Source organism: Centipeda artemidis DSM 19719 (assembly GCF_000426665.1).
In the GTDB taxonomy this organism is placed as follows: domain Bacteria; phylum Bacillota; class Negativicutes; order Selenomonadales; family Selenomonadaceae; genus Centipeda; species Centipeda artemidis.
This window is the reverse complement of the sequence record NZ_KE384552.1, coordinates 127,181-145,788: the sequence shown is the minus strand read 5'-3', so window position 1 is coordinate 145,788 and position 18,608 is coordinate 127,181. Positions and strand designations below refer to the sequence as shown.

Annotated in this window: 26 protein-coding genes and 1 tRNA gene; 15 read left to right on the top strand and 12 right to left on the bottom strand. The window is 52.5% G+C overall.

From position 1 onward, the window contains the following. The 6 genes from K341_RS0111495 to K341_RS12990 form a co-directional block, all read left to right on the top strand. Positions 1-303 (top strand): transposase (locus tag K341_RS0111495; protein ID WP_026762896.1); only part of this gene is annotated, 303 nt, incomplete at its 5' end. 195 nt (positions 304-498) lie between these two features. After that, complete coding sequence (locus K341_RS0111490) at positions 499-1,095, top strand: hypothetical protein (protein ID WP_026762895.1); 597 nt, start codon at positions 499-501, stop codon at positions 1,093-1,095. Positions 1,096-1,420: 325 nt separating this feature from the next. Beyond that, positions 1,421-1,861 carry a hypothetical protein gene (locus tag K341_RS0111480; protein ID WP_026762894.1) on the top strand — a complete coding sequence of 147 codons (441 nt, stop codon included), beginning with the start codon at positions 1,421-1,423 and terminating at the stop codon, positions 1,859-1,861. A 272-nt stretch (positions 1,862-2,133) separates the two neighbouring features. Next, the gene (locus K341_RS0111475) at positions 2,134-2,688 is read left to right on the top strand and encodes a hypothetical protein (protein ID WP_026762893.1); all 555 of its coding nucleotides are present in this window, start codon (positions 2,134-2,136) and stop codon (positions 2,686-2,688) included. Positions 2,689-2,721: 33 nt separating this feature from the next. Further along, positions 2,722-3,345, top strand: coding sequence for a hypothetical protein (locus tag K341_RS0111470; protein WP_026762892.1), 624 nt, complete (start codon positions 2,722-2,724; stop codon positions 3,343-3,345). Positions 3,346-3,410: 65 nt separating this feature from the next. After that, entirely contained in the window at positions 3,411-4,034 is a 624-nt protein-coding gene (locus K341_RS12990; protein ID WP_248676922.1) for a DUF5713 family protein, read from the top strand. A gap of 127 nt (positions 4,035-4,161) precedes the next feature. Here K341_RS12990 and K341_RS0111460 read toward each other — a convergent pair whose 3' ends face one another. The 3 genes from K341_RS0111460 to K341_RS0111445 form a co-directional block, all read right to left on the bottom strand. After that, on the bottom strand, positions 4,162-4,677 hold the full coding sequence (locus K341_RS0111460; RefSeq protein ID WP_037349794.1) for a DUF805 domain-containing protein: 516 nt from the start codon (positions 4,675-4,677) through the stop codon (positions 4,162-4,164). A gap of 59 nt (positions 4,678-4,736) precedes the next feature. Further along, on the bottom strand, positions 4,737-5,357 hold the full coding sequence (locus K341_RS0111455) for a TPM domain-containing protein (protein WP_026762889.1): 621 nt from the start codon (positions 5,355-5,357) through the stop codon (positions 4,737-4,739). 440 nt (positions 5,358-5,797) lie between these two features. Then, positions 5,798-5,873 (bottom strand) — tRNA-Thr (locus tag K341_RS0111445). A 193-nt stretch (positions 5,874-6,066) separates the two neighbouring features. Between K341_RS0111445 and K341_RS0111440 the strand changes: the two genes are divergently transcribed. The 3 genes from K341_RS0111440 (at position 6,067) to K341_RS0111430 (ending at position 9,145) form a co-directional block, all read left to right on the top strand. Further along, a complete protein-coding gene (locus K341_RS0111440; RefSeq protein WP_026762888.1) occupies positions 6,067-7,089 on the top strand; it encodes a hypothetical protein in 1,023 nt (340 codons plus the stop codon). 3 nt (positions 7,090-7,092) lie between these two features. Then, on the top strand, positions 7,093-8,076 hold the full coding sequence (locus tag K341_RS0111435) for a hypothetical protein (protein WP_026762887.1): 984 nt from the start codon (positions 7,093-7,095) through the stop codon (positions 8,074-8,076). Positions 8,077-8,212: 136 nt separating this feature from the next. Next, positions 8,213-9,145 carry a DUF3829 domain-containing protein gene (locus K341_RS0111430; protein WP_026762886.1) on the top strand — a complete coding sequence of 311 codons (933 nt, stop codon included), beginning with the start codon at positions 8,213-8,215 and terminating at the stop codon, positions 9,143-9,145. A gap of 136 nt (positions 9,146-9,281) precedes the next feature. On the opposite strand, the gene K341_RS0111425 is transcribed toward K341_RS0111430, so the two are convergent. Together K341_RS0111425 and K341_RS0111420 are read right to left on the bottom strand one after the other, a co-directional pair. Next, complete coding sequence (locus K341_RS0111425; RefSeq protein WP_009658806.1) at positions 9,282-9,497, bottom strand: DUF2922 domain-containing protein; 216 nt, start codon at positions 9,495-9,497, stop codon at positions 9,282-9,284. Between the two features lie 35 nt (positions 9,498-9,532). Further along, positions 9,533-9,748: a DUF1659 domain-containing protein gene (locus tag K341_RS0111420; protein ID WP_026762885.1), complete on the bottom strand. Its 216-nt coding sequence runs from the start codon at positions 9,746-9,748 to the stop codon at positions 9,533-9,535. A gap of 217 nt (positions 9,749-9,965) precedes the next feature. Here K341_RS0111420 and K341_RS0111415 point away from each other — a divergent pair, with 217 nt between their 5' ends. The 4 genes from K341_RS0111415 (at position 9,966) to K341_RS0111400 (ending at position 12,785) form a co-directional block, all read left to right on the top strand. Continuing rightward, positions 9,966-10,508, top strand: coding sequence for a hypothetical protein (locus K341_RS0111415; RefSeq protein WP_232208084.1), 543 nt, complete (start codon positions 9,966-9,968; stop codon positions 10,506-10,508). A 95-nt stretch (positions 10,509-10,603) separates the two neighbouring features. Further along, on the top strand, positions 10,604-11,053 hold the full coding sequence (locus tag K341_RS0111410) for an Rrf2 family transcriptional regulator (protein ID WP_009658858.1): 450 nt from the start codon (positions 10,604-10,606) through the stop codon (positions 11,051-11,053). A gap of 4 nt (positions 11,054-11,057) precedes the next feature. Then, a complete protein-coding gene (locus tag K341_RS0111405; protein WP_026762884.1) occupies positions 11,058-11,507 on the top strand; it encodes a metal-dependent hydrolase in 450 nt (149 codons plus the stop codon). 138 nt (positions 11,508-11,645) lie between these two features. Further along, the gene (locus K341_RS0111400; protein ID WP_026762883.1) at positions 11,646-12,785 is read left to right on the top strand and encodes an AI-2E family transporter; all 1,140 of its coding nucleotides are present in this window, start codon (positions 11,646-11,648) and stop codon (positions 12,783-12,785) included. A 211-nt stretch (positions 12,786-12,996) separates the two neighbouring features. On the opposite strand, the gene K341_RS0111395 is transcribed toward K341_RS0111400, so the two are convergent. From K341_RS0111395 to K341_RS0111380, 4 genes are all read right to left on the bottom strand, one after another. Continuing rightward, entirely contained in the window at positions 12,997-13,767 is a 771-nt protein-coding gene (locus K341_RS0111395; RefSeq protein ID WP_026762882.1) for a class I SAM-dependent methyltransferase, read from the bottom strand. A gap of 199 nt (positions 13,768-13,966) precedes the next feature. Further along, positions 13,967-14,191, bottom strand: coding sequence for a type II toxin-antitoxin system RelB/DinJ family antitoxin (locus K341_RS0111390; protein ID WP_009350879.1), 225 nt, complete (start codon positions 14,189-14,191; stop codon positions 13,967-13,969). A gap of 50 nt (positions 14,192-14,241) precedes the next feature. Further along, positions 14,242-14,895 carry a sigma-70 family RNA polymerase sigma factor gene (locus tag K341_RS0111385; protein ID WP_037349790.1) on the bottom strand — a complete coding sequence of 218 codons (654 nt, stop codon included), beginning with the start codon at positions 14,893-14,895 and terminating at the stop codon, positions 14,242-14,244. 130 nt (positions 14,896-15,025) lie between these two features. Further along, a complete protein-coding gene (locus K341_RS0111380; RefSeq protein ID WP_026762880.1) occupies positions 15,026-15,685 on the bottom strand; it encodes a hypothetical protein in 660 nt (219 codons plus the stop codon). A gap of 177 nt (positions 15,686-15,862) precedes the next feature. Here K341_RS0111380 and K341_RS0111375 point away from each other — a divergent pair, with 177 nt between their 5' ends. After that, positions 15,863-16,597 carry an NAD-dependent protein deacylase gene (locus tag K341_RS0111375; protein WP_026762879.1) on the top strand — a complete coding sequence of 245 codons (735 nt, stop codon included), beginning with the start codon at positions 15,863-15,865 and terminating at the stop codon, positions 16,595-16,597. 242 nt (positions 16,598-16,839) lie between these two features. Here the strand turns inward: K341_RS0111375 and K341_RS0111370 are convergent, their stop codons facing one another. Next, positions 16,840-17,226: a winged helix-turn-helix transcriptional regulator gene (locus K341_RS0111370; protein WP_026762878.1), complete on the bottom strand. Its 387-nt coding sequence runs from the start codon at positions 17,224-17,226 to the stop codon at positions 16,840-16,842. 182 nt (positions 17,227-17,408) lie between these two features. Here K341_RS0111370 and K341_RS0111365 point away from each other — a divergent pair, with 182 nt between their 5' ends. Further along, the gene (locus K341_RS0111365; RefSeq protein WP_026762877.1) at positions 17,409-17,699 is read left to right on the top strand and encodes a hypothetical protein; all 291 of its coding nucleotides are present in this window, start codon (positions 17,409-17,411) and stop codon (positions 17,697-17,699) included. A gap of 197 nt (positions 17,700-17,896) precedes the next feature. On the opposite strand, the gene K341_RS0111360 is transcribed toward K341_RS0111365, so the two are convergent. Both K341_RS0111360 and K341_RS0111355 read right to left on the bottom strand, forming a co-directional pair. After that, positions 17,897-18,181 carry a helix-turn-helix transcriptional regulator gene (locus K341_RS0111360; protein WP_026762876.1) on the bottom strand — a complete coding sequence of 95 codons (285 nt, stop codon included), beginning with the start codon at positions 18,179-18,181 and terminating at the stop codon, positions 17,897-17,899. Continuing rightward, entirely contained in the window at positions 18,174-18,524 is a 351-nt protein-coding gene (locus K341_RS0111355) for a type II toxin-antitoxin system RelE/ParE family toxin (protein ID WP_026762875.1), read from the bottom strand. Before K341_RS0111355 ends, K341_RS0111360 begins: the two co-directional genes overlap by 8 nt. Positions 18,525-18,608: the final 84 nt, after the last annotated feature.

Genomic DNA, 18,608 nt, shown 5'->3' with positions numbered 1-18,608 from the left:
GCAATTCGCGTATGGAAGGACAACTTCCGGCATGTTGAACAACTTTACCAATATGGCAGTGATGTCCGTCGTGTCATGTACACAACAAATGCGATAGAGAGCGTCAATGCAAGTTTTCGCAAAGTAACGAAGCAGGGGGCATTTCAAAGCGAGACGGCTGTGTTCAAGGTGTTTTACTTACGGATCAAGGAGCTGTACAAGAAATGGAAGGGACACTCCATTCAGAACTGGGCGATTGTGATGAATCAACTCTGTATTGATGAGCGGCTCGGACAGATGATCCGAAAATATTCCGCTCTATAAGAAACTTACACACTTTACTTGACATACCTCCGATAATTGGGATCACGGCAAGGGTGAAGCAAGACTGGGCTCTTTCCTTAGAGATGCATATATCGTCCAGCAATCCGGCCTGCGACGTACATTTGCTTATAAAACGACATACGACCTTAGTTATCCTATAACGGATCTGGTTCATGAATAAGAGGAGCTGGCCAAATGAAATCCTACTTCGTCATAAAGGTGCTTGCTGTCATCATGGGGATCGGTCTTACCCTTTATGCATGGCTTCTTGCATACTCCTATGTTACGCCCGTCTGCTTGCCGGAGACCACAAATATAGCCGGGTTTCGCTACCAGTTGTATTTCCATGATCAAGTATTATCTGACACTTATGAACGCCGTGCGCTAGAGATGAGTTGCTACGCCCATGAATATAAATTTCCATATCTGTATGCTTACGGAGAGTCGGGATATACGAAAATATGCGTGATCCCGCTCTTTACAAAGATCATCAAAATCGAAAACTATGCGAGCGATGCTCGTATGTCATGGGATGGGCCTAGCAATTTGGTAAGTAATTTAAAGGATTTACAGGAGGCATATGGATCGAGCTTGATTTTGATAGAAGATTTGGATGATATTTCCATAGAAGATAAAAAAATCTTTTTAGAGCTAAAACGACGAGGAGAAAAAAGTAAAACATGGAGTCTCGAAGCAGCAAAGGACAGTCAGAGACGGGATATTATCAAAGATCTGGATGAAATATCAGAGTCAATAGAAGAAAGTCTAAAAAAACAGGAGTCCCTCTATTAGAGGTAAATATATGTCAACGTCTTCTTTGAAAGTATACGCTGATTCTGCTTGATAACACTCAACCGTTCCTCCACATTCCTCCTCATCCACCTCCTCTTACCGGCGAGATGAGAAGAAAATACCCGGGCTCTTTATTTCAAAGAACGATACCGGAATAACAAAACGGTAAGGCCGAATGATTATTCCTCTAAGACCCTTGAGATTGCCATACCGGATATGGAGATCACAGTAGAGCAACGAAAGGGGCTCGAAATGGTTAAGGAATATGCAAAAGAAAAGGGAATTGAAACGACAATCACTGTTGTAAAATGAAAGGAAGATTGAGATGAGAGGCGCTGTACATATATATGTAAATAAAAAGGATAGAGAAATTTACTTACTCAAAGAGTATAAAACAAAAATTGGATATTGGACAGGTATGGGCTGCCTGATTCAAACGGATCGAGAATCATTAAAAAAGGAGGTTCTTATATGTATACGAGACAGTATCTCCGCCTATCAACAAGAAATCGAACCAACAGAACCGTTTAAATCCTCTCCATACAAAACGTGGAATAAGTTTTTTAAATATCATGACTCCATATCTTGCGAGTATGACTTAGAAACGGAAGAATACTGTATTGAACTGTGGACAAGAGACGAAAAAACGCATTCTTATAGTTCACCTGCTCCCAGTTTTGAATTTATATTAGCCAAAGAAGAATTCGATGAAAAATTCGATGAGATTATGGATTTCCTTATAAGTAATGTAAAAATGATTAAGTAACACACATAGCACAGCGCACTCTATCCTTCATGGATTGATTTTGCCTCCTCTCCATGTTAGTCAAAGGCGATGCAGCGAGCACAACCAAATCCGCCATTGCCCCGGGCAGTATTGACGTGCGCGAGCATCTGAATCAAGAACGCTCTGCTCTCGGCAGAGACACAGCAAAATTAATAAAAATTAGACGCTGTAGTAAATGGTGTCAAGTATATAGTAGGTCTTACGGACGGAAAAGTCGGTCAATTTTACATACCATCATTTGGAGGCACCGCATGTTCATATGCAAATCATTCTTATTGGATCTTCGTTGTACGATATTAGATCTAGACAATATAGACCCTACAATCTTCACAGAAGTAACGGATATCGAAGGGATTAGAAAAATTGCTCAGTATGTTGACAGAGAATACTTAGAAGGTGCGATTTTACTAAGTTACTATGATGATCCAATATTGTCGTTTAGTGATTGGGATCCTATGGTATCTCTTTGGATATATTTTGCTATGGCCGTAGAAGAAATTTTAAATACCGGAGAAGCTCACTTCTGTATGCCGGACCATCCGGGGGATCTATCTTTCAAAGAACACCCGAGCGGCTTCATAAAGCTTCATACCGATTGGAACGATAAACGATATTGGCTGCCGGAAAAAGAGTTTCTGACCACACTGCTGCAAGGTGCAGTTGAATTTTATGAAGCGACGGATATAGCTTTGCGGCTGCAAGGAAAGTATCTTCCTAAACTAAACTACTGTAAAGAACTACTTAAAAATGTGCAGGAGCGCTTTCAGTGGGGCTATCATAGCTATCTTAGTCTCCCTAACGAATAAAATTCAAGAACGAGATTTCGGGAGGCATCGACAGTGAAGAACCGACACTGCAATCTCATCTCCTATATCCTTGCAGCAGGCGTGTTGCTTTTAGGTATATTTATTGCCTTTTTCATCTATCAAGAGACGGCGCCCAAAGATTATGTCGTTATTACCTCTCCCCTATTTGATAAAGAATCACGCGATGAAGGTCGTACATGGTTCCAAAAGGAAGAAGCCGGTGAGAGTATTACGCTGGACACCGTACAAGATTTTCTTGAAACGGATGAGTACCTGCTTGTTCAAGGAGGTATCGGCACCTGGATCATTCATCTGTATGATCGTACGGATACATTATATAATCCTGCGTTGACAGATGAGGAGATTCGCGGGATCAATCAGGGGATCGCCGATCGTGACCGACATCATCTGAGTGCAATTGAACGCCTGCATTCCTATGACGGCTTATATCGCGCCCTCTTAAAAAGGCAAAACCAACTTCATGGACGATTGAATATTGTCAATCACAGAGAGCAGCTGTCGGAAGCGGAGCAAAAAGCACATGAAAAATTTTTGAAGGAAACGAACAATGCGCAGGGAGAGTTCTTTTATGGTCCCTATCAGGATCCTCTGTTCTATTTGAAGATATGGCTGCGGAGGAAGATTGGGGGACAATAAGTTTTTATCCCCCTTGCAAGAGGAAGGGCTATTCGCTAGAATAAAGGAAAAGGAAGCGGCGCACGATGAATTACATTGCATCGGTCGATGGGAAATTATTTTGTTTGAACCGCGAGGAGTATCAGAGATTTGCAGAGGAATTTGCGGCGGGGACGCTCGATCTCGGCAAGTATGCGGACAAAACGATTCCGCATATCGAAAAGGCGCACTTCACATACACCCAAACGCAAAAGACATATCACATCGTCGTCAACGGCATGCCCTTCGATGTGCCGGCGCGGAATTTTGAGAGCTTTTCGGAGGCGGAATGCGCGTCGATGGCTGCGATCGCAAAGGCGCCGCAGCCGCTCGCAGAGACGGACGGCTTCGGCTTTTCGTCCGATTACGAGCTGCTCGGCGATATGTATGACGACGAATATTTCCCGGATTTCCTCGTCGATAAGGTGAAAGCGCAGCTGCTCAAATTGGACGAATTTCTTATGGGCGGTGTGAAGGACATCGATCCCATCCAGGCGAAGCTCGACGAGATCGTCAACGCCATCAACGATTTGGAGGAGGAGTTCGAAGAGCACGACAGCGAGATCGAGACGGCGGCACGCGAGAGCATCGCGGAGGGCGTCGAATACATCCTCAAGAAGCACGGGATCGACATTGATATCGAGGAAGCGATCCGCGAACGGGACTGGTAGGCGCATCTCGCGGGGAGTTCACGCCCGCCCCCGACGACGCGGGCTGCGCGCTCAGCTGACAACATCGTATCCAAACAAAAACTGCGGCAAACGGAACGCAGTGTTCCGATGCAGCAGTTTTTTATATCTACACGCGCCGTTTGAGACGCGCAAAGAGGAAAAAGGAAATATGCGCGATAAAGGCGGCGAGGAGGATGCCGAGTCCGAAGAGGAGGATCACGCCGAAGTCGATCTCCTGTCCATGATCGCCCGGCGGCAGACTGTTCAGCTCATGGGAGACGGCTGTCCACAGGGCGAATCCGATCGATCCGCCGATCCCGAGGAAGAGCCCCGGCGGGATGAGAAGATAGGTCAGCGGGCGCCCTGCGTCGCGCAGGCGGCGCGCAGCGAGAGAAAACTGCGCGGCAAGCGGCGCGAGGTAGAGCAGTCTGAGGAGGAATGCTGCCAGGCGGAGGCGCTCCGCGTCCGTCTCCGCAGCGAGACCGTTCTCTAGGAGCAGCAGCGAGATCAGCACATCTACCACGACAGACAGTACAAGGAGCACGCCGATCACGAGCAGGGAGCCAATCACATAGGGCTTTGGCGCGATCGTCCCGCGAAAGGAAAAACAGAGTGCGAGCAGCGCGCGCAGTTTTTGCATCATTCATTCCTTCGTAATAGAAAAACAGTGCTATGGGAGATGTCCTCCACCGCAGGTGCCGATTACGGTACCGTGTTGTCCGAGTCGCTTGCCGTACGTGTCAGATGCGCGCGTTTCACAAAGAATCCGACCACGCCTATGCCGATCACGGCAAGCAGCGGAATGATGCCGATCGGCTCGTCCGCAGCGGTCTTCGCGCGCCCGTTTTCCAAGTGAAACGCGAGCATCTCGTCCACCGCATCAACGTATTTCGCAAAGCCGGCGGCATAATGCCCCGCCGCCACATCCGCACGCATGGCATCCTCCGCGTACTGTCTCCCGTAGCCGCAGGAAATGCGCTCCCGCATAGCGCTGTCGGCGCCGACGATCTGCGTTTTGATATCATCCGCGACGAGCAGGAGAATCGTGCCGCCCGGTGTTCCTCCATAGTACTTTTCGATGACCGCATCCACGTAGGTGTCCGGCGCCTGTCCGTGAATGCTCTTTTGCGTACCGACGACGATCCGTACACCGTATTTTTCCTCGAGCGCCGCGATCTTCTCCGCGAGCATCCGGTGCTCCGTCGGGGAGAGCAGATGCGCCCTGTCAATCACACTTGGCGTCGCCGCGAACGCTGCGCTTGCGGAAAAAAGCGTGCAAAAAAATATCGACAGCGCACTCATCACCTTTTGATAATTTCTCACGTGCTTCCCTCTCCATAAAAAACACACAAAGGTGACCAATCCGCCCTGCGGCAGCATCGGCAAAGCCCTTGACGGTGCATTTCGAAGTCTCTCCCTGTGTAAAACGATCGTCAAGTGACCCGGGACTTATCATAGCATAAATTAGGCTATTTATCTCAAATATTTTCAAAAAATCTAAAATATATATGGTTAAAAAATAATTATTGATTGCGAAGAAATGACGACGCTAGGCGCGAAAATCCCACCCTGCCGCAGCCTAAGTGATGCGGTAGTTTCGATGCATAGCTAGGAATTGAGACGAACGCGAGGAAGGCGTAGATGAACCCTACGTCGACGAAGCGTTCGACGAAAATGACGACGCTAGGCGCGAAAATCCCGCATCACGCCTATATACAGAAAAAGACTCCCGACATCCTCGGGAGCCTTTTATTCGCTTCAAATGGAGCTGATTATAGGACTTGAACCTACGACCTGCTCATTACGAATGAGCTGCTCTACCAACTGAGCTAAATCAGCATTGCTAAGTAAGTATATCCAAAAACCCCCATGCTGTCAACCCTGCGCATCAATATTTTTCGATACATCCGCCGAAAATTCAACGTCTCCCTAATGCATTTTTCAACGCGGTTTAATGAATATTTGAAAGAATACGCTTGTAATGAATAGAGAGCGGGGCTTTGCGCCCCATACCCCGGGAGTGAACGATATAATGATACAAAAACTATGCGGCGCTGTCATCGCCGTCTTCTTTGTCCTCTGCCCGGCGCTGCCCTGCCCGGCAGGCGCCGCGGCGAAGATCATCGAGGCGGACGGCGTATACACGATGGGCGACAACGACTCGCCGAAGATCGCGCGCGACGCGGCGCGGCAGGAGGCGATGCGCTCTGCCACCGAACAGGCGGGCATCTACGTCGAGAGCTATACGGAGACGCAGAACCTCACGCTCACAAAGGACGAGGTGCGCATGGTCGCGGGCACGGTTCTGCGCGTTTTACAGGAGAAAGCAACGCCGGAACTCATCGGCGACGCATGGCGCTACAGCGTGCACCTCGTCTGCGAGGTGGACACGGCAAAGGTCGATCTCGCATCGCTCGCGTCAAATAAGGCGGAGATCGCGCGTCTCCAGAAGGAACGCGACGCGCTGAAACAGCAGAACGACGACCTCCTCGCCCGCTACGAACGCGCGCAGGGGACGGAGAAAGCGGCGATCGGCATCCAGCTCGAGGAGAGCTACACGCTCGGGCGCGTCTTTGACGAGGCAGCGGCGATGATCCAGCGCGGCGAGGAACGCCGTGCGATCGGCGAACTCTCGCATCTCATCGACGACCCCCGCGTCACGGGCAGCCCGCGCGCATATGCCTATTACCTGCGCGGACGCGCCTACTATGAACTGCACAGCGATGATCTCGCCCTCGCGGACTTTTCCTCCGCAGACCGCACGCCGCATACCGACGACCTCTATCCCATCTGGCGCCTCCATCAATACCGCGGACGCATTTACTACGAGAAGGAACGCTATGACGACGCCGCCGCAGAGCTGCGGCTGGCGTGGGATGCCTCGGACAAGACGGACGACGAGCTCTGGATGAACCTGCGGCGCGCCGAGCAGCGTGCCGACCAGGAGCGCCGCCATATGGAGCGCGGCGACGGCGGAGCGAAGCGCGGCATCAACTGGACGCAGGTCATCACCGAGATCATCCGGGGATCGATGCAGCAGTCGCAGGGGGAGTAAATCATGGGCAAGCGTCTGCTCTTTCTTCTTTGCCTGACGCTGGCATCCTTTTGCAGCAGCCCCGCATCCGCCGCGCCGCAGACCATCACCGCCGAGGGTACCTGTATCGTCGGTGACACCGACGCGCCCAAAGACGCCCGCGATGCCGCACGCAAAGAGGCGCTGCGCGCGGCGACCGAGCAGGCGGGCGTCTACGTCGAGAGTTATACCGAGGCGAAAAACCTCACCCTCACCAAGGACGAGGTGCGCGTTGTCGCGGGCAGCATTCTAAAGGTTCTCCGGGAGGAAGCCATTCCCGAAATCGTCGACGGCAAGACATGGCAGTACCGCGTCCGTCTCACCTGTACCGTGGACACAGACGCGGTGGACGTCGCGTCCCTCGCGCATAAAAAGGAGGAAATCGCGCGTCTCGAGCAGGAGCGCGATGCGCTCCGCGCACAGAACAGTGCGATGCGCCTGCGCGAGCAGGTCGCAAAGAACGCCGCTGACGCCGCGCGCGGATCGCGGCTCGAGGACGCCGTGCCCTACAGCGACATCTTCGACGAGACGCAGCGTCTGATCGATGCGGGCGAATCCGCCGCAGCAGTACAAGAGATCTCGCGTCTCATCGGCGACCCCCGCGTCACGGGCGACGCGCTCGCCTACGCGCACGTTCTGCGCGGGCGCGCATACTACAATCTGGGCGACGAAGAGAATGCCGTGCGCAGCTTTGCCGCCGCAGACGAGATCACACAAGAGAGTACGGTCTATCCCCTGTGGCGCGGCGATCAATACTATGGTCTCATCTGCGAACGTCACAAGAAATACAAATGGGCCGCGAGATTCCTCCGCCGCGCATGGGAGGCCTCCGACAAGACGGATACAGAACTCGCCGCCCAGCTTGAACGCGTCGAAAAGCGCGTCAAAAAACACGGCGGTGCCAATATCATCGGCAATGTGATCGGCGGCATCTTCCGCGGTCTCGGTGCTATAGTAGGAATTGGCTAGATAATACAGGTCATATGTCCTGAATTTGACACAAATGTTTTATTCATAGTATACTAAATTTATCATTTTTTTATGATCAATGGGTCGGACTCTCTGCCGGCCAAATGCTTCACTGTACGATTGAAGGAGGATCTTCATGTCTCAGCATCCGATGCGTCGTGCCCTCTCCGTTCTCGCCACCCTAGGAATTCTCTGCGCCCCTCCCCTTCTCATGACCGGCTGTCTTGGCGGGAACTCCGCCGAGAAGGCCGGCTCTGCGGTCTCCGGCGTCACATCCATGCTCGCGGGCGACTCCGTGGAGAGCAAGACGGCGGCGCTCGCGCCCTATGTCGAGGCAACGAACAGCTACAACGACAGCGCTGTCACCTTCGCCTTCAGCTATGATCCGAGCCTTCAGAGGATGCGCAGCGGCGAGCAGGTGGATAATATCTCCGTACCGAGCTTTGACCGGTTGCTCGAGGCACTTGAGAAGGCACGTGCGGACAAATCAACCGACGGTGTCTTCAAGGACGTCGACGAAGCCGCCGACGGCGTCATTGCCGTGCTGAAAGATCTCGCGCCGCTCGCGCAAAAGATGGACAACTACTATTCAGCCAAGACCTATATGACGGACGGCTACAAAGGCGGCACAGAGATGATCGCCCAGTATCTCCCGCTCTATGACAAGTTCGAAGCCGCCTATCAAAAACTCGACGACGCCGTTTCCGTCCACCACAAGGAACTGCGTACCGCACAGCTCGAGCAGATGCGCAAAGACGGCAAACCCAACGCCGCGAACTTCATCGAAGCAACCATGAAGGTGCGCGACCTCGTCGATATGCTCGACCATGAACCGGTTGATCAGGCGGCGGCGGAGGCAAAGATCGGCGAGATCACGAACCTCGTCGGACAGCTCCCCGATACGAGCGAGACCAAGTCGTACAAGCGTGACGTCAATACCTTCATCGGTACGTTCCGCAGCTACCTTGCAGGCAAGGAAAAGAGCAATGAGGTCATCGACGACTTCAACGACACTGTGAACACCTCCAACCGCGTTGACCTCAACGAGCTCGACGGCGGAAAGAAGTAACATACCTGCGAAAACAAAATCCAAAAGAGACGACCGCATCGCATCGTGCGCAGCGCGGTCGTCTTTTTTGCACAGTAAAAACCCCGGCGATGCTTACCGCCGGGGTTCTCTCTATGCGCCGAAGCGCGTTCCTGATTTAGGCGAGCGCCTGCGTCTCAACGGTCTGCACCTCGATCTCCTTAATAGAGACCGGGTATGCCGTGCCGGAGACGATCGCCTTCTTGTCAATGACGTTCTGGAGACAGCTCGTGACCTCTGCCTTCGTGAGGTCGTCCTTCGGGTCGGCAAGGCTCATCGTAATGGTCTTGCCGCTCGTGAGTCCGAGCGTCATGCGCAGCTTCTTCGTTTCCACCGTGCGTTCCTCCTTTCTTCTCATTCATTGTTCGGTCAACCCTCGAGGACTGCCGAATCCGTGCGCGTTACGGTTCCGAGACCCTGCTTTTGCAGCCCCGCGAAGCCCTTGCCGATGGCGAGTGCATCCTCGTCGGTCAGCGCAGGCGCGAGGTTGCCGATCGAGCGGTTCGCGTAGGTGTTCTTGCCCGTCGCGTCAACGCCCGTTGCAACCTTCAGCGTGAGTCTGCTCGTCGCATTCTTGCGTGCCATGGAAATCAACTCCTTTCTCTTCGTTCTCGTAAGCCTTACACCCGTGTACCTGCCGGCGCTCAAAAAAAGAGGAGTCGTTGTTAAAAATTTTCTTTACATAAGAACATATTTTCTATATAATATCAATCAGAAAGAAACAGGTGATCCAATATACATGTGCTCGCCGCCGTATGATCTCGCCAATCATGCGCGGCAGCCGGAGAAAGGAGATCCGAATATGAATTTTTCCAAAAGAGAAAAACTGATGCAGTGCCTGCCCCCGGCGGCGGACATTCTGGCAGTCGTTCCGGTGACGGGTGCAGACGGCGGAAACCAAACGCACATCTACCCCGTCGCGGGCGGCAGTTTTCCTCTCATCGCCGCGGCAGAATATGTGCTCTCCTGTTTGGCGGAGCGCGAAGACAAGGATCTGCGGCTCATCCGCCGCAACGCGGGGCGCCAACTCGCACGGCGGCGCAATATCCCGCTGCCCATCGACATCGGCTGCGTCCTCATCCCCGTGATGATGCGCCCCGTGGACGGGCGGCGCGGCACGCTCGGGTATATCAATATTTCACACGACCATGTGATCGCGCCGGGCAAGGAACAAGGCGCGGACATCCTGCTGCTCAGCGGCGACGTTGTGCGCGCGCTTTGGCAGGCGCCCACCATCGTACAGATGCGGAACGAGGCGCGCGGCGTCCACTGGAAGATGATCGTCACGGAGCGCCGCCGACTCTCTGTCGTGGAGGAATATGCCTGTACCGGCACGCTGCATTGAATCCTGTATGGCACCGCGTCCAATACGACAGGAAACGCTTGCATTTTTCTCACCTCCATTGTATGATAACGATACATAACACCGGAGGATACAATATGCAGATTTCAAGTCGATTTACCATTGCCGTGCACATTCTCATCTGTATTGACGTCTTTGGCGATACGGAAACCGAGACCAGCGAGTCCCTTTCGGGGAGCATCGGCGCGCATCCCGTCGTCATCCGCCGCATTCTCGGACAGCTGCGCCGCGCGGGTCTGATCCGCGTCATGCGCGGGCGCGAAGGCGGCGCATACCTCATGCGCCCACTCTCCGAGATCACGCTCGCGGATGTCTTTCACGCGGTCGAGAGCCTTGGGGGCGACACGCTGTTCAGCTTCCACGAGAACCCGAACCCCGCCTGCCCCGTCGGACGCAGCATCCACGATGTCCTCGACAACCGGCTTGCGGACATCCAGCGTGCCATGGAGCGCGCCATGGAGGGGATGACGCTCGCGAACATCGCAGAGGATGCGCGGCAGGAGATAAAGCGCACGGCGCAGGCGTAACCAAATGAAGTGGATCAGCCACATAACGCTCTCCGGAGTGGTCGCCTACGCGGCAACGCAGGATCCGCTCCCTGCTGCGGCGGCAGCTGTCGGTGCCGTCTTCCCCGACAAAGTGGAGGGGACGCCCGGCTCTGTCGGCTGGAAGTCGTGGCGCAGCCGCCACCGCGGATGGTCGCACTGGCCGATGCTCTACATCGCCCTTCTCGGCATACTATCGCACACATCGGGATATTTCTTCTACGATGCCGCTTTCTTCTCCATCCTTCGCTGGATGCTGCTCGGCGCGCTCATGCACATCGCCGAGGATGCCGTCTGCGGCAAAGTCCCGTTCCTCCTCCCGTCCCAAAAAATCGGTGTACGTCTCTTCACCGTCGGTTCCTTCCGCGAGTATCTCTTTGTGATCGGGTGTATCGCACTTGTGTATATTGCCTATGCTGCCCGTGCCGCCCTCTAACGCACAACCAAACACTCTTACATAACAAATCCCCGCGCCGTCTATGCGGGGATTTTCTTCTGCTCATGTCCGTACTATCAAGACTCCGCCGTCTATGCTATAATGGCGGTAATATAAGGGTCGATACAGGGGGATCATATGGAACAAAGAAATTTACTGCCGGAGAGCAGTCGTTTTTTCAAAAAAATATTGCTCGTGCTCCTCTTATCCATTGCATTCGCCGCGGCCATCAATCACTATGAGGCGACCGCCCTGGTACTGCGCTTTATCCTGCAAGTATTTTATCCGATCTTTGTGGGCATTGCCTTTGCCTTCATCCTGAGCATTCCGCAGCAGGCGCTGGAGAAAATCCTCCGCCGGCATCGGCGGCTGCAGTCACATGCAAGAAGTCTCTCGATCGTACTCTCGCTGACGGGCGGCATCATGATGCTCCTTCTCTTTGCCAACGCCTTTATTCCGCAATTCGTTCAAACACTGCGCGGCTTTGGAACGGCATTGCCGGAGGCGCTGCATGAGGTCGCGGCGGCGCTTGACGGCGTTCCTACGCTGCAAAAATACGTCGTCGAACTCGAGTCTGTGGACTGGAACCAAATGATGCAGCGCGTGCAGGAATATCTCGCGAACGGGCAGACAGAAGCAGTCTACAGCGCCGTCCACACGACCGCAGAGTTTGTCACAATGATGGTCGAGACGTTCGTCGGCATTATCCTCGGCATCTATTTCCTCGGCACAAAGGAAATACTCACGCGGCAGATGCGGCAAATGCTCTATGCCTTCTGCACACGAAAAAATGCCGACTGCATCGCACATATCGGCGGCGTTTTCCGGCAAAAATTTTATGCGTTTGTCTGCGGTCAAATGCTCGATTCCTTTATCTTTATGATGGGACTCTTCACCAGAATGATCCTGTTCGGTATCTCACATGCCGCGATGGTCTCCGCTATCGTCGTCTTTACCGGGCTGATACCGATGGTCGGCGGTGTCATCGGCGGCGCGATCGGCGCAGTCTTCATCTTTGTCGAATCACCGACACAGGCGCTCATCTTCATCATCCTCCTCATTGTCCTTCATCAGATCGACAGTAATTTCATCTATCCGCGGATCATGGGGCGCTCGCTCGGGCTGCCCGAAGTATGGAGCTTCATTGCGATCATCGTCGGCGGCGGACTCTTCGGCGTCCTCGGGATGCTGCTCGGTGTCCCCGTCTTCAGCGCCGTCTATACGCTGCTCGGCGAGTATACGCGCAATCGCCTAAAGGAAAAGGAACATATGCCGTAGGATGATCAGCAGTAAAAGCGATCGTCAAGCATATCCCATTCCTCTAATACCATATTTTTTATTATTTATCGTTATTTTTATTTATTTATTGTAATTTATTTTATCAAAAACAATTCCATTAATAAAATCGCCTGCGGTACGGATTTCTCCGGTACTGCAGGCGATTTTTCAGTTCCTCATTGTATCTCCGCCCGGTCACTTGGGCGGTATTTTATTTTTTGCTCGCAACCGCAATGTAGGAGAACTCCTTATTGTGGTCGAAGAAGAAGTTGAACATCTTGCGGAAGCGGTCGATGTTCTCCAGGCGCAGCCCGTTGCGGATGATCTTCATCGCGCCGTCGAATCCCTCGTCGCGCACGAGTCCGGCAGGATCGAGCAGCGTCATGTCGCCCGTCTGCACCTCGGGGGCGAAGCCTGCTTTTTCAAACAGCCCTGTCCACATGTCCTTTGTCAGCGGATCGACGTTGACGCCGATGGCACGGGAGATCCCCGCGCGCAGCTCCGCCGCGTGCTCCTCATCCCGTGCGCGCAGGGCGACATCATGCGTGAGGAGGATGCCGCCCGGACGCAGGACGCGGAAATATTCGCCGAGCGCAACGGATTTCTTCTCGCGCGGGAGCATGGTCAGCATTGCCTCGTTGATCACAACGTCGAACGACGCGTCGGGGAACGGAAGCGCGAGCGCGTTGCCCTCGACAACGTCGATGACGTCCTGAAGTCCGTGTTTTTCGATATTTGCACGCGCCTTCTCGAGCGCCTTCGGATTCATATCGAGCCCTGTGATGCGGCAGCCGTGGAGTTCGGCGAGCGCAACCATGGTCGTCCCCATGTTGCAGGCAACCTCGAGCACGCGCGTGTCGGCGGTAAAGTCCACATGACTGAGCAGCCACTCCGTCGCCTCGCGTCCCCCCGGGCGCAGGCGTGTCTTGCCAAGCCGCGCGAGGAACTCATGTCCGGGTTCGGGTCTTTTCTCTTCCGGCATCGGTATCACTCCTTCTATGTAAATGAAAGTTGTTTTCATCGATAGGCATAGTATATCCGAACCGGGCGTATGCGGCTGTTGCTCAAGTTACACATGAGGAAAATACGATTTTTTAATGAAACAACACAAAAAAAGACCGCCGCATGCTGCCTTTCAGGCGGCAGTATGCGGCGGGTCCCCCCATTTCACGCGTATGTTGTCAATGGGCGTCCGTGTTCCATGTGGTCTCTGTAAAGAGATCAAGCGACTCCCCAGGCAAGGCACGCTGTGCCGAGATCTCAAAGGGGATGCGCTGCTGCCGGACGCAGGCGATCGCGAACATATTGAGCGCAGTGGACATATTGATGCCAACGGCGGCGCAAAAACTCTCAAAATTCTTTTTGAGCTCTGTATCCATGCGAATGCTGATGCCGGTCTGTGCCATGTGAACAGCTCCTTTATACACCCGTTACCGGCTATAGCATAGCACATTTCTCATGCAGGTGCAATAGGAAGAGCGGCATTCGCGCGTAATTTTCGCAGGAGATTTGCCTTGCTCTTGCTGACGGCATCGGCAGATGTGCCGAGAACGTCCGCAATGCGGCGCAGGGTAAGATCGCCGTAATAGTGCAGCGATAGGATTTTCTTTTCCCGCTCGGTCAGGCGGTGCATGACGCGCGTGAGAATGTCATGCAAGAGGAGCCGGCGATCCGTTTCTTCACTCGGATCACTTGTCCCGCCGATACGCTCCCATGCGTCCCTGCCGCCCCCATCCTGCTCCGGGTGGCTTTCCCGCTCCCACAGGCGGCGCTCGCGGCGGAACGCACCATAGAGCGCCATATGGACGCGGCTTTTGACAAAGCCCGCAAAGGGCGCACCGTGCTTCGGATCGTAGTCATGCAGCGCCTCGATAAAGGCAAGCTCGGCGATGCTCTCGGCCTCATGTGCAAGTGCGGTGTTCCTGAGATAGGACGCACGCGACTGATTGACGATCAGTCCGCGATACCGCCCGAGAATCTCTGCCAATGCCGCCGCCTCCCCGCGCACCGCACGCACAATGAGGTTGTCTTCCTCTGCCTTTGTCAACGGCTGATATGCGCGGCGCGCATAGGGATCGCGAAGGATGCTCCGTGTCTCTTCATCATACATTTTTCTGCTCCTTTTCAAACAAACGTTTTATTTGATAGGAGTATAGCAGACACCAAGATTTGGTGCAAAACGCGTATCAGCGCGATATGAGAACGATTTGGAATGCTGTGAACGGCGAAGCTGCATCCATTTACTTGACACCTTCCTCCGCGTCAGGCATCTCTTTGAGTTGTAGGATCTCTTGATCGGCATCCCAAAAGACGCCGATTCTGATTGTTTCCCAAGGATCTTCATACAGCGGTGCACGGATGGTAAGAATCAATTTTTCCATATCGTCGATCCTGTCACAAAATGCGATACGATCGGCAGGCGTCAGCAGTGCCGGCGCGGCACGATAAAGATCGTCCCGCGCGGCATAGACCGTCCACGCATCGCCTCGTTTGCCGACAATCCAAAAGCCTTCGTGAATACTGAACGATCCGCCGTACCCCGATTGAACCACGAAGAGCTGCAGAGACGGATCCTCCGTATGCAGTCCAACGAGAGAGAAGGGATAAAGCTGTGCCGCATCGATATCGACATTCCCTCTGCGATCGCCCGCAACGAGGCGCAGCAGCTCCTCATCCTCTATATCCAAAAGACGCAGCGCATTGCCCTGCTTGATGAAGCGCAGCGGCGGTGCATCCGCAAAATATACAGGCTGCATATCGCCGTCCCGCAGCAAAAAAGGCGCATAATCCACCGTCGTCACATGCGAAAGGAGCCGTGAGGCATCCGCCCGCACTGCAGGAAGGCAGAGCATACACGCAAGCAGTAAAAACAAGGGCAGCAAAAACAGTTTTTTCCGCATAGAATCTCTCCTTTTCGACGGGATCCCGCTTCTCCATGATACCCGGCAATATTAGCATATTTATCTTATAAACTTGCAAGAATAATAATTTGATCTCAATGCGAAAGAATGGTTGATTTCCTGTAGGTGAATCGATACAATTAAATTGAACACATGCATCAATGGAAGGAGGTTCTCATGGATAAAATTGCACAACTCAGAGACATTCTTACCGCGAGCAGGCGCGCTGTCTTCTTTGGGGGTGCAGGGATGTCGACGGAGTCGGGCATTCCGGATTTTCGCAGTGCGGGCGGCATCTACAGCGAGTCGCTGCACAAGGAATACACGCCCGAACAGATGGCATCGCACTCGTTTCTCATGGCGCATCCGGCGGAGTTCTTCGATTTTTATCGATCCCGCTTTGTCTACCTCGCGGCAGAGCCGAACCCCGGACATTATGCGCTCGCGGAGCTGGAGCGCCGCGGCAATCTTGCCGCCGTTGTGACGCAGAACATCGACGGTCTGCATCAGGCGGCAGGGTCAAAGACGGTCTATGAGCTGCACGGATCCATTCGCCGTGCGCACTGCATGGGCTGCGGCGCGCATTATGAACTCGACTTTATTCTGCATCACCGTCCTGTACCGCATTGCACGGACTGCGGCGGGATTGTCCGTCCGGATGTTGTCCTCTATGAGGAAAGTCTCGACAATGATACGATCGAGGGTTCTATTGCGGCAATCCGCGCTGCCGACACGCTCATCATCGGCGGCACTTCCCTCATCGTTTATCCTGCGGCAGGACTGATCGATTATTTCCACGGGCAGCACCTCGTTCTCATCAACCGTACCGAGACACGCGCGGACGGGCGGGCGGAACTGGTGATACGAGAACCGATCGGCGACGTATTGCACGAAGCACTTCCCGCATCTTAACGGATCTATTTCGTATTTCATATCATTCCACTAAAGAAAAACCGGAACCACTGCATGAATCATAATGCAATAGTTCCGGTTTGTTTGATACATACCAAAAATGAACTCGTCAACCGGTCACGATTGAAACGGTGGAATAAACATACAAAAGAAGCCGCTTCACGTTGTCGCCCCTGATCTTGGGAAAATGATCCGCATACATTTTGAAATGCGAGGCAGATTTTTCTTGTTTATTATCCACGTCAATAACCGCCGTTATTGTAATCGCATTTCTGACATTGGAGCAGCGTGTTTTCGTTGTCTTCCTTATGATATGCACCCGACCAGCGACAAATATTCTGCAAAATAGGAACGACGAAGCATCCTTTTTCGGTCAGGCTATATTCCACGCGAGGCGGGATTTCGTCGTACTGCCGCCTTTTCACAATATCGTTCGTAATCAGGCCTTTCAATGTCGACGTTAATACGGTATCCGTAATGTTCGCCATTTCCTTTCGGATCGCGCCGTACCGCAGCGTTCCCTTCTCCGCCAATACGCAGATGACCCTTGACTTCCATTTGCCGCCAAAGATCGCAAGACCGTATTCCAGCGGACAGCGAATATCCTTTTCTAACTTCGGTTGATACATGGCGCCCTCCTCCTTCATCATTATGATAACCGCATTACTTTGATGGATCAAGCTACTACTAAATTTATGAGTGACTCATGAATTCATGAATATCTTCCAATTCAAAAGCTGCGTGATTATAATAAATACAAGCGAAAAGCCTCAACAATATAACATCTATCACAAACATGGAGGAAACTAAAATGAGCGTAAAAGCCTATCTGGAAATCACGATGAAAATTGACGAAGCAAAGCGTCCGGCGGCGGCAAATGTTTACACGGAGTACCGCGGATCCTTTCTCGATACCATCCCGGGCGCGCTAACGAAGGATCTGCTGGTTCGCGACGAGGATGTGCAGGTGCTGCACGGTTTTGACAGCGTGGAGCACGCACGCGCATACCTCTCAAGCGATATGTTCAAAAACGATGTGTTCGTCGGGCTTCAGCCCCTTTGGAACGCCGATCCCGATGTGAAAATCTATAGCGTTGCTTAACCGAACAAAGCCGACGGAAGCGTAAAAATTGCGCTTTCGCCGGCTTTTTCCTTTGATCTTGAATCGCCGAAGCGATTCAAACGCCTATGCCGCTTTCCGACGTATGGACGTTTTCTCATTATATCTAACTTATATTATTATACGCATCAAAAAAACGACTGTACCGGTTTCACATACGGTGCAGTCGTTTTTCCGGTTTAAGAAACGAGTTCTTTCCTAGAAGCCGTCTCTTCCATCCGGCGCGTATAACACTTCTGCATATTCATCCATGTCCGGACGGAGATATTTGTCTCCTTGCATAAACGTGCCGCTAATTCTTCGGAAAGGTCAATGTCACCGGAAATCAAGTCGTCTAACAGTTCATCCGAGATGCAGAGTCGCTTTGAAAACTCCGTGCGCTCCACGCCTAAATCATCAATGATCTCCTGCACATAATAACCGGGGTGAAATATTACATGAGCACCGAAAAATACTTTATTCATAGTGATTGGACACCTCCTCTATCTGAATCACGATAATCTCAACTGCACTTGCGCTGAATACCTCTGCTGCTGTAACGTAATTACCTCCGCGTTTTGGTCGAACAATAAGACGATAGCCTAAACGCCTGCCCAAATCTATTGCAAAGAATCCGTTCCAATCTCCTTTTAACGCATGAAAATGAAACGGCGGATATAGAGCAACATCTTTGATACTCTCTGCATTTCGAATAAGTTCTAGCGCTGCGAATAGTTTTTCAGCAATTTTGCTATTATAACGTCTCTTTGCAACGCGATAATCCACACATACGGATTCTACATTTTTATTCTTATACACGATATCCATGACGTCCTCCCGAGCGTATCTTAACTATAACATATTTCTTTGTAAAATCAATATATACATAGAAAAAGCGCCCCGAGGGGCGCT

What these genes read in the sequence shown, in the direction of transcription:
- K341_RS0111490 (WP_026762895.1), top strand. Translation starts at nt 499, where the DNA reads ATGAAATCCTACTTCGTCATAAAGGTGCTTGCTGTCATCATGGGGATC.
- K341_RS0111480 (WP_026762894.1), top strand. Translation starts at nt 1,421, where the DNA reads ATGAGAGGCGCTGTACATATATATGTAAATAAAAAGGATAGAGAAATT.
- K341_RS0111475 (WP_026762893.1), top strand. Translation starts at nt 2,134, where the DNA reads ATGTTCATATGCAAATCATTCTTATTGGATCTTCGTTGTACGATATTA.
- K341_RS12990 (WP_248676922.1), top strand. Translation starts at nt 3,411, where the DNA reads ATGAATTACATTGCATCGGTCGATGGGAAATTATTTTGTTTGAACCGC.
- K341_RS0111460 (WP_037349794.1), bottom strand. Translation starts at nt 4,677, where the DNA reads ATGATGCAAAAACTGCGCGCGCTGCTCGCACTCTGTTTTTCCTTTCGC.
- K341_RS0111440 (WP_026762888.1), top strand. Translation starts at nt 6,067, where the DNA reads ATGATACAAAAACTATGCGGCGCTGTCATCGCCGTCTTCTTTGTCCTC.
- K341_RS0111435 (WP_026762887.1), top strand. Translation starts at nt 7,093, where the DNA reads ATGGGCAAGCGTCTGCTCTTTCTTCTTTGCCTGACGCTGGCATCCTTT.
- K341_RS0111430 (WP_026762886.1), top strand. Translation starts at nt 8,213, where the DNA reads ATGTCTCAGCATCCGATGCGTCGTGCCCTCTCCGTTCTCGCCACCCTA.
- K341_RS0111420 (WP_026762885.1), bottom strand. Translation starts at nt 9,748, where the DNA reads ATGGCACGCAAGAATGCGACGAGCAGACTCACGCTGAAGGTTGCAACG.
- K341_RS0111415 (WP_232208084.1), top strand. Translation starts at nt 9,966, where the DNA reads ATGAATTTTTCCAAAAGAGAAAAACTGATGCAGTGCCTGCCCCCGGCG.
- K341_RS0111410 (WP_009658858.1), top strand. Translation starts at nt 10,604, where the DNA reads ATGCAGATTTCAAGTCGATTTACCATTGCCGTGCACATTCTCATCTGT.
- K341_RS0111405 (WP_026762884.1), top strand. Translation starts at nt 11,058, where the DNA reads ATGAAGTGGATCAGCCACATAACGCTCTCCGGAGTGGTCGCCTACGCG.
- K341_RS0111400 (WP_026762883.1), top strand. Translation starts at nt 11,646, where the DNA reads ATGGAACAAAGAAATTTACTGCCGGAGAGCAGTCGTTTTTTCAAAAAA.
- K341_RS0111395 (WP_026762882.1), bottom strand. Translation starts at nt 13,767, where the DNA reads ATGCCGGAAGAGAAAAGACCCGAACCCGGACATGAGTTCCTCGCGCGG.
- K341_RS0111390 (WP_009350879.1), bottom strand. Translation starts at nt 14,191, where the DNA reads ATGGCACAGACCGGCATCAGCATTCGCATGGATACAGAGCTCAAAAAG.
- K341_RS0111385 (WP_037349790.1), bottom strand. Translation starts at nt 14,895, where the DNA reads ATGTATGATGAAGAGACACGGAGCATCCTTCGCGATCCCTATGCGCGC.
- K341_RS0111380 (WP_026762880.1), bottom strand. Translation starts at nt 15,685, where the DNA reads ATGCGGAAAAAACTGTTTTTGCTGCCCTTGTTTTTACTGCTTGCGTGT.
- K341_RS0111375 (WP_026762879.1), top strand. Translation starts at nt 15,863, where the DNA reads ATGGATAAAATTGCACAACTCAGAGACATTCTTACCGCGAGCAGGCGC.
- K341_RS0111370 (WP_026762878.1), bottom strand. Translation starts at nt 17,226, where the DNA reads ATGTATCAACCGAAGTTAGAAAAGGATATTCGCTGTCCGCTGGAATAC.
- K341_RS0111365 (WP_026762877.1), top strand. Translation starts at nt 17,409, where the DNA reads ATGAGCGTAAAAGCCTATCTGGAAATCACGATGAAAATTGACGAAGCA.
- K341_RS0111360 (WP_026762876.1), bottom strand. Translation starts at nt 18,181, where the DNA reads ATGAATAAAGTATTTTTCGGTGCTCATGTAATATTTCACCCCGGTTAT.
- K341_RS0111355 (WP_026762875.1), bottom strand. Translation starts at nt 18,524, where the DNA reads ATGGATATCGTGTATAAGAATAAAAATGTAGAATCCGTATGTGTGGAT.